Origin of the sequence: Arthrobacter parietis (assembly GCF_039530425.1) — a bacterium.
In the GTDB taxonomy this organism is placed as follows: domain Bacteria; phylum Actinomycetota; class Actinomycetes; order Actinomycetales; family Micrococcaceae; genus Arthrobacter_D; species Arthrobacter_D parietis.
The window spans coordinates 12,536-26,170 of sequence record NZ_BAAAON010000010.1 but is presented as its reverse complement, the minus strand read 5'-3'; the positions used below and the strand labels follow the sequence as shown (position 1 = coordinate 26,170).

Genomic DNA, 13,635 nt, shown 5'->3' with positions numbered 1-13,635 from the left:
TGCTTAGGACTCTTCGGTGGCCGGAACCACATCGCCGGTGGCTTCCTCAGCGGAGGCGTCGCCGCCGTCGGAGTCAACGCCGGTCTCGGTGGCGGTCTCGCCGAGGTCTTCAACAACCGGTGAGGATACGTTGATGATCAGGGTCTCTGCTTCAGTGAGCAGGGTGACGCCCTTGGGGAGGCGGATGTCCGAGGCGTAGACGTGGTCGCCCACGCCGTGGCCGTCGAGGTTGACGGTGAGGGACTCGGGCAGGTGGGTTGCCTCGGCCTCAACGGTGACGGTGGTCTGCTCGAGGTTGGTGACCACGCCCGGCTTGGGCTCGCCCTCAACGTGGATGTTGACCTCAACAGTGACCTTCTCGCCGCGGCGGACGGTCAGCAGGTCAAGGTGCTCCACGATGCGCTTGAGGGTGTTGCGCTGCACATCCTTGGCGAGGGCGAGGTGCTCTTCGCCGTCAACGTCCACGCTCAGCAGGGCGTTGGCGTGGCGGACTGCCAGGGTGGTTGCCTTGCCGGGCAGCAGGATGTGGATGGGGTCTGCGCCGTGGCCATAGATGACGGCGGGGATCTTGTTGGCGCGGCGTGCCTGGCGGGCAGCGCCCTTACCGAAATCGGTGCGCAGTTCTGCGACGAGCTTCTGCTCGGACATGATGTCTCCTGAGGTTAGGTTCTTGAGGTTGTACCGAGCGATCCAACGAAGCCCGGCCACCCTCCCCTTACGCGAACATGCGCGTTGTCAGGAAAGCCGCCAGCCACCGTCGATAACGGAACGTGCCCTGGAATCAGAGCAGGCGTTCCCTCGCCTAGGCATCAACGGCCAATCCTACAGCATGCCGGCGCTGTCCGCGCTCTTCCGCGGGGATACCAGCACCGCTAGGCTGGGGCTCGGAGAGCCGGGAAACCTATGAACGCACCAGCACAACCAGTTATTGAGGCCCGCAGCCTGGTGAAGGACTTCGGCCGCACCCGGGCTCTGGATGGCCTCGATCTCACGGTGGCGCCCGGAGAGGTGCACGGGTTTCTCGGGCCTAATGGAGCGGGCAAATCCACCACGCTGAGGATCCTGCTGGGGCTCATCCGTCCCACTGCCGGCGCCGTCCGGGTCTTCGGGCTCGACCCGTGGGCTGACCCCGTGAAAGCGCACCTGGACATCGCGTACGTTCCCGGTGATGTAAGCCTCTGGCCAAACCTGACAGGCGGCGAAGTTCTTGATCTGCTCACTGGGCTCCGCGGCGGTGCCGATGAGAAGCTACGCCGCGAGCTTATCGAGGAGTTCGAGTTCGACCCGCGGAAAAAGGCGCGGACCTACTCGAAAGGCAACCGGCAGAAGGTAGCGCTGATAGCGGCATTCGCCCGCCCTGCGCGTCTATACCTGCTGGATGAGCCGAGCGCCGGCCTGGATCCGCTCATGGATGCCGTATTCCGCCGCCAGGTTGAGCGTGTCAGCCGGGACGGCGCCACGGTTCTGCTGTCCAGCCACATCCTGAGCGAGGTGGAACAGCTGTGTGACCGCGTGACCATCATCCGCTCGGGAACGGCCGTGGAGTCTGGCACGCTGGGCGAACTCCGGCATCTCCATCGCACCCATTTCCGGGTAACAGGGCTGGCCGACCCCCTCCGGCTGGCTGCGTTGCCCGGTGTCCACAATGTCGGCGTGGGCACCAGTGCAGTAGAGTTCGACGCCGACTCCGCGGACATCGCTGCCGTCCTGGCCGGCATCGCGGAACCGGGAATCAGCAGCCTTTCAGTGACCCCGCCATCCCTGGAGACCCTGTTCCTGCGCCACTACAGTAACGACAGCTCCAACAGCGAAGACAGCACCAACAACAGCCCGGCTACTACAAACAGCACCGACAGCGGGGCCGTGTGATGTCCGGCGTGCTGCGGCTGGTCCTGTTCCAGGCCCGGCGTGATCGCGTGACGCTGCCGATCTGGATCGCGGGCATCGCTCTACTCGGCTTTGCCACGTCCACCGCCGTGGCCACGCAGTTCGCGGATGAGGCATCGCGGGCGGCGATCGTCCAGCTGGCGGCGTCCAATCCGGCGTTCCTCTTCCTTCGCGGTCTGCCGGCTGGAACCGGGGTAGGCGCGGTGGTGTTCTTTCAGGGGTATGCCTTCACGGCGGTCCTGGCAGGCCTCATGAGCACGTTCCTGGTGGTGCGGCATACGCGTGCGGATGAAGAGCTTGGGCGGGCCGAACTTCTCGGTGCCGTCCCGCTGCCGCGCGCGGCGTCCCTCACCGCGACGCTGGTGCTGGGTACCGCGGCCAACCTGATCCTCGCCGTCTGCGTTGCGACCGGTTTCATCGCTGCAGGGCTCCCTGCTGGTGGTTCCGTCGCAGCCGGAGCCGCTGTCGGAGTAGTAGGGCTCTTTTTCGTCGGTCTTGCCGCGGTCGCTGCCCAGGTGCTGCCCACGGGCAGGAGCGCAAACGGAGTGGCCGCCGGGCTGGTAGGCGCCGCATATCTGATCCGCGGCGTGGGTGACGCGTTGGGGACCGCTTCTGCAGACTTGCTCTCCGTGGTCAGCGCCTGGCCGTCGCTCCTGTCGCCCATCGGCTGGGGGCAGCGGGTGCAGCCCTTTACAGGTCCGGACCTGAGCGCGCTGTTGGTCCCGCTCGCTGCCGCGGTTGCCTTGGGAGCGTTGGCAGTAGTCAGCCGACGACGGCGGGACGTGGGTTCCAGCCTCCTGTCCCAGGGCAACGGCAGGGAGCGGGCCGGAATGGGAGGCGGCACCCTCGTTGGCCTGGCCTGGCGGCTGCAGCGCTCCGCCATCGCAGGCTGGTGCATTGCCGCTGCCGTCCTGGGTGCCATGGCCGGCGCCCTTGGCCCTCTGGTGTCTGACGCCGTAGCGAGCGTGCCGGCGATGCGGGACCTTCTTGCCCGGCTCGTGCCCGAGGGGCAGTCGGGGCTCGTTGACGTTTTCGTTACGGCGCTACTGGGCATTGCCGGTGTCTTCGCTGCGGCTGCGGGCGTTCAGGCCGTCCTTCGCCTGCGGGCGGAAGAGGCGGAGGGCAGGGCCGAACTTCTGCTGTCCGTTCCGGCTTCCCGGCTGCAATGGCTGGCCGCGAACCTGCTTGCCGCTACTGCTTCGGCAGCCCTGGTGGCCGTTGCGGCGGGTGTTGCTGCCGCAGTCGGCTTGGGCTTGTCCGGCAGCGCCGATGGGCCGGCCTGGCACCTGATTCCGGCGGCGCTGGCGCACCTGCCTGCCGCCCTGGTGTTTGTGGCCGTGGCCGCCCTGGCGTTTGCGCTGATCCCGCGGCTCAGCATCATGGTGAGTTGGGGCGTGCTCGCGGCGGGCCTGGTGCTGGGCGAATTCGGGGAGCTGTTCGGCCTGCCGGTGTGGCTGCAGGACGCGAGCCCGTTCCGGCACTCCCCTGCCATGCCCGTCGAATCCTTCAACCAGGCCGGTGCCGCGGGGCTGCTTGCCGTGGCGGCTGCCGGGGCTGTGTTGGCAGCGTTGTCCCTTCGGCGGCGGGACGTCGCTGCGTGATGACCGACCCCATGATGAGACGGAGTACGCCCTGATGAAGATCCTGCTCCTGACGGCCGGAACACGCGGCGACGTGGAACCGTTTCTTGCCCTGGCGCGCGCCGCGGGCGCCCGGGGGCACTCCGTCCGGACCGCCATCCCGGACAACTCCGGCACTGACGGCACAGGCCTGGACACTGTCAGTCTGGGCATGGACTTCGCCCAGCTCATCAGCGACCAGGGCGTGTCACCAGGAATGGCGGCCAAGAAGTTTCGCACTGTCATCCGGCCGTCATTCGCACGCCTCTTGCAGACTGCCGTGGATCAGATTCGTACTTTCGCACCCAATGTTGTGGTCTATCACCCGAAGGTCCTGAGCGCTCCCATCGCGGCCGAGAGACTGGGCATCCCGTCGGTGCTGGTGGAGACCATTCCGTCATTCACCGCAACCCGCGAGTTTCCACTTCCCGTCCTCACCAGGACTAGTTTGGGGTCGTTGAACCGGCCCAGCTATCGCCTGGCTGGCGCGGCCAGGCTGATGTTCAAGCGCGAGTTAGCAGCGGCGGTGGAGGCCCTTCCTGCCGCGCCTCGGACGGGGTCGCCTGGAAGCGCAACGCTGATCCCCATCAGTCCTATCCTGCTGCCACGCCCTGCTGACTGGCCGGCCACCGTCCATCTCACCGGACACTGGACCGGGCATCCGACGCCCGCGGTTGAGACGGATACAGAACTGGCAGATTTCATCGAGGACGGTGACTTTGTCTACGCCGGATTCGGTTCGATGAAAGCCGGAGATCCACGGGCACGGGGCGAAGCGATCGTGGAAGCGGCCCGCAGGAATGGCCTCCGGGTCCTGGTGGCCAGGGGCTGGGGTGGCATCGACATTCCGGCGGAAGTTCAAGGCGACAACCTGCTGGTGCGGGAATCTGTGGACCACCGTCTGGTCCTGCCACGTGCAACTGCTGCTATCCACCATGGAGGGGCGGGTTCCGCTCATGCTGTGGTGCGGGCGGGCATCCCGTCAGTGGTGGTGCCGTTCATCGGCGATCAACCGTTCTGGGGACAGCTCCTGCATCGGCGGGGGCTCGTTCCGAAACCGATCCCGTACCGCAAGGTCACGGTGGACCGGCTGACGGATGCTCTGGCCCAGGCAGGGAGATACAAAGATCAGGCGACGCGTACGGGGGAACTTCTGCGGAAGGAGGACGGAACAGCCGTCGCGCTCAACGTTCTGGAAACCCTTGTGCGCCCGTAACACGGGCATGTGCAGTCGGTCGGAAGGGATCGCCCCGCTACAAGCTCTTCCCATGAAGCCGACCAGCAGCAACGCTGACCGGCCGCCTCCTTGAGATCGAATTTCAGGTGTTGCCGTCAAACAGGCTGGTCACAGAACCATCATCGAAGACCTCGCGGATGGCGCGCGCAATAAGTGGTGCGATCGAGAGAACCGTCAGCTGCGGGAAGCGCTTCTCCGGGCCGATCGGCAGTGTGTTGGTCACGACCACTTCCCGTGCACCAGACTCGGCCAGACGCCGCGCCGCCGGATCCGAGAAGACTGCGTGCGTCGCCGCAATGATGACGTCTTTCGCTCCGGCATTCTTCAGTACCGCAACGGCGCCGGAGATAGTTCCGCCGGTGTCGATCATGTCGTCGATGAGCACACAAGTACGGCCCTCGATCTGACCGACGACTGTTTTGGAGATGGCCTGGTTGGGGACGGTGAGGTCACGGCTCTTATGCACAAAGGCCAGAGGTGCTCCTCCCAGCCGTTCAGCCCACTGCTCGGCTACTCGCACTCGTCCGGTATCCGGAGACACGACGGTGATGTTGTCGGCATCAACACGCCCTCTGATGTAGTCAGCCAGGAGCGGAATAGCCATCAGGTGGTCAACCGGACCGTCGAAGAAGCCCTGAATCTGCGCGGTGTGCAGGTCCACCGACATCAACCGGTCTGCGCCGGCTGTGCGGTACAGGTCCGCGACCAGGCGGGCGGAGATGGGCTCACGCCCACGGCCCTTCTTGTCCTGGCGCGCATAGGGGTAGAACGGGGAAACGACGGTGATGCGCTTGGCAGACGCGCGTTTGAGCGAGTCCACCATGATCAACTGCTCCATGAGCCAGTTATTCAACGGCGCAGGATGGGCCTGAATGACGAAAACGTCCGTGCCACGAACGCTTTCTCCGGAGCGCACATAGATCTCGCCGTTCGCGAAGTCATAGGCCGAGATAGGCAGGAGTTCCGTATCCAGAACACGTGCAATCTCTTCAGCCAGTTCCGGATGGGCCCTGCCCGAGGCGAGAACCAGCTTTTTTTCCCCGCGTGCCGTGATCTCGCTCATGAAGGATCGCTTTCGTCTGTTGATGCAGTGGCTGATGCTGAAGCTTTGGCGGCAGCAGTGCCCGCACGGTTCTGCTCGACCCAACCATCCAGATTCCGCTGGGTCGCAGCGACGATGGCCAGGGCGCCGGCGGGGACATCCTTGCGCACGACGGCGCCCGCCCCTGTGTAGGAGCCGTCACCAATGGACACCGGGGCAACAAATACGGTGTTGGAGCCGGTCCGAACTTCGCTGCCGATGACTGTTCGGTGCTTGTTCACGCCGTCATAGTTCGCAGTGATGTTTCCGCAGCCGATGTTGGTGTTCTCGCCAATCTCCGCATCGCCGGCATAGCCGAGGTGGGAGAGCTTGGAACCGCGGCCGATAGTGACGTTCTTTGTCTCGTAGAAGGCGCCGATCTTGCCTGTCTCCCCCAGCACCGTGCCCGGACGCAGATAGGTAAACGGGCCCACCGATGCGCCGGCGCCGATACGCGCACCGCTGCCGTGCGTGCGGATCACTTTGGCGCCCTCCTCGATGACGACGTCGGTAAGACTGCAGTCGGGGCCCACAACGGCGTTCCGAGCGACCTGCGTTGCGCCATGGAGTTGAGTTCCAGGGAGGATTGTGACGTCCTCGTCAAGCTGGACGTCGATGTCGATCCAGGTGTTGTTGGTATCGACGATGGTCACGCCGGCACGCATCCACCGTTCGAGTGTGCGCCGGTTCAGTTCGGCTCCGAGCGCTGCAAGCTGTACGCGGTCATTCGCACCCTCGACCTGCCAGCGGTCGGATGAAACGACCGCCGCTACACGGCCGCCAGCTTTCCGCGCGATTGATGGCACGTCGGTCAGGTACATCTCGCCCTGCGCGTTATCCGAATCCACGCTTGTGAGGCTTTCGCGGAGTACAGCGGCGTCGAAAGCGTAGATGCCTGAGTTGATCTCGGTGATCATGCGCTGGTCATCCGTGGCGTCTTTGTGTTCCACGATGCCGGTCACAGTGCCGTCTTCGGCGCGGACAATACGTCCGTATCCGCTGGCGTCATCGAGGACTGCCGTAAGGATCGTTACAGCGTTGGCGTCCCGTTGGTGCGTGCGTACCAATTCCTGCAGCGTTGCGCTGTCAAGCAGGGGCACGTCCCCGTAGGTCACGACGACGGTTCCCTCAATTGCGGAGCGCGCGTCCAGTGCGTCGAGTGCGACCTGGACGGCGCGCCCGGTGCCAGGGACATCGTCCTGATCCACGATGAGCGCTCCGGCATCCAGCTCTGCGACATGTGCGGCAACGCGGTCTCGCTCATGCCGGACGACTACGGCGAGCTCCCTTGGAGTAAGCCCACGGGCCGCGGCGAGAGCGTGACCAACCATCGAGGTGCCACCGATGCGGTGAAGAATTTTAGGTGTCCGGGACTTCATCCGGGTCCCGGCTCCGGCTGCCAGAACTATCACTGCTGCAGGCGTTGACTCCGCCTGGTTGGACTGGTTCTCGTGGCTCACGAAGGGGGCCGCTCCTTGCCTATTTCGGACGCCTGTTGGCCTGCCGTTCCGCCCATAGGATTCGAACCTATACTCCACAGCTCCAAAGGCTGGGGTGCTGCCGTTACACCAGGGCGGACCGCGTGATTCCCGATCACCGGAAGAGTGCACGCGACTACCTAGTTTGCCATGCCCGAGCGCCACGCCGCGACTTCGGGCCCAGCTTCGTGCTCCATCTTCCCGTCCGACGGACGGGAAGTCTATCATCTTGATTCCGCCTGAGACCTTGCTTCTCTCGAGTCGCTATTGTTGGGCTATACGAAACGGTGAAGTTTGGCTTCGTACTATAGTGGTCCGAAATTTGTCCGCCGTCGTCATTTGGAGGTGCGCGCTTGCCCGATCGCAAGCCACAAGTGCCTCCAGCACGCCACATGAAGCCGGGCGCTCAGGGAAGACGAAACGCGGCACCAGCCAGCGGAGGTTTCGAGAGCCCCGTCGACATAGCGTATCGGCGGAAGCGGGCGGTCGCTGTATTCATCTCCGTGCTGGTTGTTGTCGCAGTTCCAGCCTTAGTTCTGGCGTTGATCATGCTGGGATAAGGTGGGACGGTCGATCTTCCAGAAGCTAGGGGCGTCTGTGCCTGTCATCATGCCTATATATGGCACCCGCCCAGAGGCCATAAAAATGGCTCCCATCATCGAAGCACTCAAGCGTTCAGAGCATTTTGATTGTGTGGTTACCGTGACCGGTCAGCATCGAGCGATGCTCGATCAGGTGAACGAATTATTCGGGATTAATCCGGATCACGACTTGAACATCATTCAGCCGGGGCAAACCCTCAGTTCGATCATGACAAGGACAATCGACGGGCTTTCGACGTTATTCGAGACCGCTAAACCTGATGCTGTGATTGTTCAAGGTGACACAACCACATCCACCGCTGCTGCAATCTCGGCCTTCTACCAAGGAATCCCGGTGGTCCATGTGGAAGCAGGGCTTCGCTCGGGAGATCTACGCTCCCCTTTCCCCGAGGAAGCCAATCGGAAGATCACCTCGCAGATCGCAAGTCTCCACCTCGCACCTACTCAGACCAGCAAGGCTAATCTTCTGGCCGAGATGGTAGCGGAGGAAGACATAGTGGTTACCGGGAACACAGTAATTGATGCGCTCCTTGCCACTGCGGAGAAGTGGGTCCCCTTTTCCGACAAGAGGCTTGAGGAGCTTGCTAAGTCAGGCAGGCGAATACTTCTGGTAACCATGCATCGTCGTGAAAATCAAGGCGACATCATGCGCGGTATCGGGCGCGCTCTTGCCCGTATCGCGGAGGCAGAACCCGAGCTAGTCATCGTCTGGCCGGCCCACAAGAATCCGGCAGTACGCGAGTCGGTCCTACCCGCCGTTGAAGGAAAACCGAACGTTGTCGTCACCGAACCCTTGGCGTACGGGGAATTCACTCGTTTGCTTGGAATTTCCTACATCGTGCTAACGGACTCAGGCGGTGTGCAGGAGGAGGCCCCTAGCCTGGGCAAGCCGGTACTAGTCATGCGTGACAACACCGAACGACCCGAGGCCGTAGAAGCAGGAGCAGTAGCCCTCCTCGGCACCGACGAGAACCGCATCGTAATGGAAGTCAACCGCCTACTGAATGACTCGGCGCGATTCGACGCAATGGCGAACGCTGTGAACCCGTATGGTGATGGTCAAGCTGCAGCGCGAACCATTGCAGCACTATCCCAGTTGTTGGGACTTGGGTCGCGGGTTGAGGAGTTTGCCGCCGCGAACAGATAGATCCGGGATCCGCTTGATAACTTTCTGCTTCTACATACGAGTCGACGTCGGGCGCCAAATTCCTCTCACGTCCTATTTGTGCTTCTTCGCATCGAAGCGCTCAAGCATGAGACGATCGTCCTTATAAGCACTCATTTTGGGCCACATCGAGGGGTACTCTGACCACTTGTCGTGATAATGGCGCAGGACATGGCTTCCCGTCTCTGCAACGATTTTTGCGAGTGTATCGACGTGAATCCAGTGATACTGGTTGAACTGTCTGCCGGTGATGGTCTTTCTGAAGTTCGTTGGGTACGCCACGAGCTCCGCGCAAGCCCATGGAATTGCCACCTCGATGCAGTTTTTCCCTTTGTTTACCGGGAGCTCTTGGACCTTGCGGTACGACTCCGCCCGCGGCCAACTTGCAAGCGGATCGTACTCGCCATCACCGATAGCAACGCTGAGCTGGCCGTTCTTCGAGGCGTCAACTCGCAACAAAATTTTGTTCGGTTCCGGCCAGGACAGTCGACTAAGAGAGACCCCGACTGCCTGGCTAGCTCCATCTCGCACCCTCACCGTGCCCTTTTTTTGAATCTCTCCCGCAGGATCGCCCGCCAAGTTCGCTGCAAACGTGCCACTTCCAGGGATAACCACTTGGCAGTCCAGAACCTCAACATCAGTATCCGTTGCAGCCAGCCGCAAGGAGGCGGGCCCAGTGAGCCTGTACCTGGAGTTCGCCAGTTCAGGCACGTCGTAGAGCGGCATCAAATCTTCCAAACCACGCACAGACTGATTGAAGATTTCCCGGGCTTGTTCGTCATCGTTTCTCGCCGCGAAATCCATGAGAATGCACGTCGCGGTAGTCCACCCGTTCAGTGTGCAGTCGGGTAAACGGGAAGGATACTCCTCGATAATGAGCCCGCCATTTTTGGTGAACCGAGCCACGCCGTTGTCCTCGATCGGGATGGTAAGACTGGTGAGGACTCTATGCAGCGGCTCTCGGAAGCGCTCCGTCCCTGGCCTCAACAGAAGTTTGCTAAACACTTCGATGTATCGGGACTGTGTGAGCCCGCTGTAGAATACGCCGTTCTTGTTGGCGACCTTCGTCTTTTCCTGACTGTATACGAAAGCGAGGCTATCTCCGAGACTCGTCATCTGTTCAACGGCAGCGTCGGCTACCTTGCACGCCGCATCAAGGAACACTTGGTCTTTAGTGCGGTGGTACTGGGCCGTGTAGTCCGAGATTACGTAGGGACCGTAAATGGGGTGCGCAAAGAGTTCACCGTTAGTGCGCCGACCCGGATACCCGTTGGGCAGAAACTCGATCTGGTAGTAGTCCCAAACTTGTTTGCGAGATGCCTGGAGCGGAGGCAAACCGACCTCACGTTCGTTAGTCATGTAGGTGTTTGCTGCATTCGTACCGTCCCCGAGCCCGCTGGATATCTCGACCATCCACTACCCTCTCTTTTCTGAACCCCATCGGCCTTAGAACCATCGTTGCGATGAGTTTGCGTCGTGTCTCACATATGACTTATTCCAGCGGTGGCCCCTTCAGCTATGCCCGAAGGAAAGCATCGACACACGAAGCCCATTCCTGATGATCACAGGACGGAGACTATGAGAATGCGGAGTTCGAATGGCTAGCCGGTCACACAACGAAGACAGAAACACTGTCCACACGTGCGGTAACAACATGTCAACCTCACCGGCGGCGACTTGAAGCATGAGCTCATGCCGGGAAAAGCTAGCCTCGCGGTTGAGCGCCTAGCAAATTGTACGTGAAATCAACTATCTTCTGCCACGTCCTCTCGAGGCCATTGAAACCGTTGCGTCGAGCGACCTTTTCGTATAGGTCAATCAGTCGCGGCTCGTAGGTCTGCCAGGCATCACCAGCCGCGAAGGCCGCGCAACGCGTACGGAGAAGCTCGAGATCCTCGTCACCGAGGGCGTTTACTGCTTCAGCGATGTCCTTGGGTCGGAGGTCACGACCGATCGTCAAACCGATCTCCCATTCGGTGATCGTCCGGCTCATTTCCGGCATGTCCGTCGCAAGAATGGGCACGCCCGCCGCTGGATACTCCCACAGCTTGTTGGGCGAACAAAAACGATGATTCAGACCGGTGTCTTCATACGGAATCGCGCCGAGGCTCGCGCCTGCAGTCCAAGATAACAATTCGTCGTGAGGCGCACCGGGAATGACGGCCACTCGTGCCCGGCTCGCCTCCCTCTCGTTGGCGTTGATGAATTCCTGGATGTCCTTTTCGAGCTTTCCCCAGCCCATGAACACCAGTGACCACTTTTCATCGAGCAGACGCGATGCCTCGAGCAGCGCGTGGATCCCCCGGTGGGGTGAGAATCCACCTTGAAACAGAAGAATGCGCTGATCGAGCGCGAGCCCGGCCGCATTGTGGAGCCTCCCGTCATACCGCGTCTGGGCGACCTTTTCGACAGCGTTCGGGAGCAGCACAGCCGGCGGCAAGCCTGAGTAATTCTCCGCATAGAACCCTGCGATGCTCGAGTTAAGAGTGATGAAGCCGTCGATGTGGTCGACGTTGTCTCGGATGATCCGCGGATTGACCTGCCGACGAACGTCTTCAAGTCCTGCAAGATCCTCGTAGATTTCATGGGCATCCCATACGATCCCGCAATCAAAGGCTTTCTTGTATTGAGACGCAGCGGTTAGAGCGACATGGTCGTGAATGTGGACCACATCCGGCACGAACGTGTCGCGCACCTTTCGGAACACTATGTCACCTTGTTCCCTGAACGACGTCCATACGGAGTTCTCGCGGTTTCGCTCCAACCCTTCGGCCTGGATGCGATCCTTGATTCCGCTAAGGTCACGGTGGCCTAGCCGGACAGGAATGTCGCCGGGCAGATCGAATTCAGCGTCCGAGTCAGCACTAAGCCCGAAGAGCCGCACGTCATGGCCCGCCGCCTTCAAAGTGGCTGCCTGCTTGAGCACGCGTGCATCACGCTTGACCTCGTTGTGAACCACAGAAGCGATGCGAATGATCATTCCCCCTCATGTTGACGCGGTCTCTCCGGCCTCGCCGGGACACTCACGGCACCACCTGCCACTATATAGGTTAGTTAGCCCAGTAACGCCATGGGAGTCTCAGTGTCAGACAGTGAGGTAAGGCTCGCTTTCCTCACTCCCATCCTGCTATTCGCTTCGCCTCGGAAACCAGGATCAGTCTCTCGTTCTCCCAGGTGTTGCGCTGACCGAAGTTCGCTGCCGAGCGTCGGTATGTCTCGTGCTCTGCAGGGTCAAGGATCCTCGTCACCGCTGTGGCGAGTCCATGCGGATCGAACGGACCGTAAACCGTTGCACAACCTGCTTCCTCGGCGATGCGCCGCAGCTCAGGCAAGTCGGACGCGGCGAAGGGCAATCCAACCCCGGTGTATTCAAAGACCTTGTTCGGCAGGGCCATAAAATTGTTGTCGGACACCGGCTGGTATGGAATAACCCCGACAGATGCTCCTGCTGTGTATGCCGGGAGCTCGTGCGGCAGTACGGCGGGAATGAAATGCACACGATCAGCCAGACCGAGTTCTTCGGCCTGCCTGCCCAGCTCGTCTCGCTGACGGCCGCTTCCCACCAGTACCGTATGCACGCCTTCGGGGAACCCCGCCGTTGCCGCGACGAGGACGTCGAGTCCGCGCCCTGCTGCTAAACCGCCCTGATACAGCACGATCGGCGCGCCCAGCGGCAGGTCTAGCAGAGCGTGAAAGTCCACAGGATTATTCAGGACCTCCTTAGGGACTGCAGGTCCACAGTTCCGAAGTACCACTCCTTCGACCCCATAGCGATTGCGGTAAACGTCCCGAATGGTCTGGTTTACAACGACGACGCTGTCAGCTCGACGCATGAAGAGTGCTTCAATAGGCCGCAAGAAACGCTTTTCGTACCGTTTGAACGACGTACTCTCCAGATAGAGCTCGTGGCAATCGTGCAGATGGGGGCGACCCAAGCGCCGGGCTGCGATATTGGCTCCGACGAGTCCGGGCAGGTCCGAGCTGACGACGAGGTCCGGTAAAAAACACTGCACCTGCTGCGCGGACAGACGCCAGAACTCGAGGAACCTGTTGATGCGATGAAAACGATGCAGGAAGGCACGAATCTTCTTATCGCGTTGCTTCCGCAGGGCGCGTCCCTGACGGATGAACCACCTGTGTGTGGGTCTCCATCCCCGCAACCACAATCTATGTGCGCGTACTGTTCGGCGTGACTCGGTTAAGCGCAGGAGCGGACGGAACGCTGGGGCGGTCAGCTTTGAACGCCAATAAGGACTCACTAGTTGCGAATCGTATCGAATTTGAGCTCCCTTTTCCGCGTCCCATCGCGCGCGTCGCTTCCGGTTCTGCTCTGTGACCCAATCGGTGTATATCACCGACAAGGATTTCGGGTCGAGGAACACCACATGGAGATTCGGATGCTCCAGCCCAACGAGAAAGTCGTCCCGCGGCCTCGAGTTAACGACAATGACCTCTGCACCGATATCGAGAAACGTCATAATGTTGCGCCGTATGCGTCCGCGTATCTGCGGCTTCATTGCAACGACGACTACGCGCTTCCGAACAGCCACCTTCATTTCTTCCATC

Annotated in this window: 10 protein-coding genes and 1 tRNA gene; 4 read left to right on the top strand and 7 right to left on the bottom strand. The window is 61.3% G+C overall.

Annotated features, from left to right (window positions below; all coding sequences use genetic code 11):
- Positions 1-3 precede the first annotated feature (3 nt).
- Positions 4-648, bottom strand: a complete 645-nt coding sequence (locus ABFX19_RS14835; protein WP_277359317.1) for a 50S ribosomal protein L25/general stress protein Ctc — start codon at positions 646-648, stop codon at positions 4-6.
- Between the two features lie 255 nt (positions 649-903).
- Between ABFX19_RS14835 and ABFX19_RS14830 the strand changes: the two genes are divergently transcribed.
- Genes ABFX19_RS14830 through ABFX19_RS14820 form a run of 3 tightly spaced genes read left to right on the top strand, consistent with a single transcriptional unit; the run spans position 904 to position 4,722 of the window.
- A complete protein-coding gene (locus tag ABFX19_RS14830) occupies positions 904-1,869 on the top strand; it encodes an ABC transporter ATP-binding protein (protein ID WP_346028781.1) in 966 nt (321 codons plus the stop codon).
- Positions 1,869-3,488 (top strand): ABC transporter permease, encoded by a 1,620-nt coding sequence (locus ABFX19_RS14825; protein ID WP_346028780.1) that lies wholly within the window; start codon positions 1,869-1,871, stop codon positions 3,486-3,488. Before ABFX19_RS14830 ends, ABFX19_RS14825 begins: the two co-directional genes overlap by 1 nt.
- 34 nt (positions 3,489-3,522) lie before the next feature.
- Entirely contained in the window at positions 3,523-4,722 is a 1,200-nt protein-coding gene (locus ABFX19_RS14820) for a glycosyltransferase (protein ID WP_346028779.1), read from the top strand.
- A 103-nt stretch (positions 4,723-4,825) separates the two neighbouring features.
- Here ABFX19_RS14820 and ABFX19_RS14815 read toward each other — a convergent pair whose 3' ends face one another.
- The 3 genes from ABFX19_RS14815 to ABFX19_RS14805 all read right to left on the bottom strand — a co-directional run bounded on the left by ABFX19_RS14815 (position 4,826) and on the right by ABFX19_RS14805 (position 7,402).
- Positions 4,826-5,806, bottom strand: a complete 981-nt coding sequence (locus ABFX19_RS14815) for a ribose-phosphate diphosphokinase (RefSeq protein WP_346028778.1) — start codon at positions 5,804-5,806, stop codon at positions 4,826-4,828.
- On the bottom strand, positions 5,803-7,284 hold the full coding sequence (gene glmU / locus ABFX19_RS14810; RefSeq protein ID WP_346028777.1) for a bifunctional UDP-N-acetylglucosamine diphosphorylase/glucosamine-1-phosphate N-acetyltransferase GlmU: 1,482 nt from the start codon (positions 7,282-7,284) through the stop codon (positions 5,803-5,805). The genes ABFX19_RS14815 and glmU overlap by 4 nt, the downstream gene beginning before the upstream one ends.
- A gap of 46 nt (positions 7,285-7,330) precedes the next feature.
- A tRNA-Gln gene (locus tag ABFX19_RS14805) sits at positions 7,331-7,402 on the bottom strand.
- Positions 7,403-7,899: 497 nt separating this feature from the next.
- Here ABFX19_RS14805 and wecB point away from each other — a divergent pair.
- Positions 7,900-9,051: a non-hydrolyzing UDP-N-acetylglucosamine 2-epimerase gene (gene wecB, locus ABFX19_RS14800; protein WP_346028776.1), complete on the top strand. Its 1,152-nt coding sequence runs from the start codon at positions 7,900-7,902 to the stop codon at positions 9,049-9,051.
- A gap of 72 nt (positions 9,052-9,123) precedes the next feature.
- Here the strand turns inward: wecB and ABFX19_RS14795 are convergent, their stop codons facing one another.
- The 3 genes from ABFX19_RS14795 to ABFX19_RS14785 all read right to left on the bottom strand — a co-directional run bounded on the left by ABFX19_RS14795 (position 9,124) and on the right by ABFX19_RS14785 (position 13,634).
- Complete coding sequence (locus ABFX19_RS14795) at positions 9,124-10,482, bottom strand: D-glucuronyl C5-epimerase family protein (protein WP_346028775.1); 1,359 nt, start codon at positions 10,480-10,482, stop codon at positions 9,124-9,126.
- 292 nt (positions 10,483-10,774) lie between these two features.
- Positions 10,775-12,049: a glycosyltransferase family 4 protein gene (locus tag ABFX19_RS14790; protein WP_346028774.1), complete on the bottom strand. Its 1,275-nt coding sequence runs from the start codon at positions 12,047-12,049 to the stop codon at positions 10,775-10,777.
- 133 nt (positions 12,050-12,182) lie between these two features.
- On the bottom strand, positions 12,183-13,634 hold the full coding sequence (locus ABFX19_RS14785; RefSeq protein WP_346028773.1) for a glycosyltransferase: 1,452 nt from the start codon (positions 13,632-13,634) through the stop codon (positions 12,183-12,185).
- Position 13,635: the final 1 nt, after the last annotated feature.

Excerpts from the sequence above, each read along its gene's own strand:
- ABFX19_RS14790 (WP_346028774.1), bottom strand. The coding sequence starts at position 12,049 with ATGATCATTCGCATCGCTTCTGTGGTTCACAACGAGGTCAAGCGTGAT.
- ABFX19_RS14820 (WP_346028779.1), top strand. The coding sequence starts at position 3,523 with ATGAAGATCCTGCTCCTGACGGCCGGAACACGCGGCGACGTGGAACCG.
- ABFX19_RS14785 (WP_346028773.1), bottom strand. The coding sequence starts at position 13,634 with ATGGAAGAAATGAAGGTGGCTGTTCGGAAGCGCGTAGTCGTCGTTGCA.
- ABFX19_RS14815 (WP_346028778.1), bottom strand. The coding sequence starts at position 5,806 with ATGAGCGAGATCACGGCACGCGGGGAAAAAAAGCTGGTTCTCGCCTCG.
- ABFX19_RS14835 (WP_277359317.1), bottom strand. The coding sequence starts at position 648 with ATGTCCGAGCAGAAGCTCGTCGCAGAACTGCGCACCGATTTCGGTAAG.
- ABFX19_RS14825 (WP_346028780.1), top strand. The coding sequence starts at position 1,869 with ATGTCCGGCGTGCTGCGGCTGGTCCTGTTCCAGGCCCGGCGTGATCGC.
- ABFX19_RS14830 (WP_346028781.1), top strand. The coding sequence starts at position 904 with ATGAACGCACCAGCACAACCAGTTATTGAGGCCCGCAGCCTGGTGAAG.
- ABFX19_RS14795 (WP_346028775.1), bottom strand. The coding sequence starts at position 10,482 with ATGGTCGAGATATCCAGCGGGCTCGGGGACGGTACGAATGCAGCAAAC.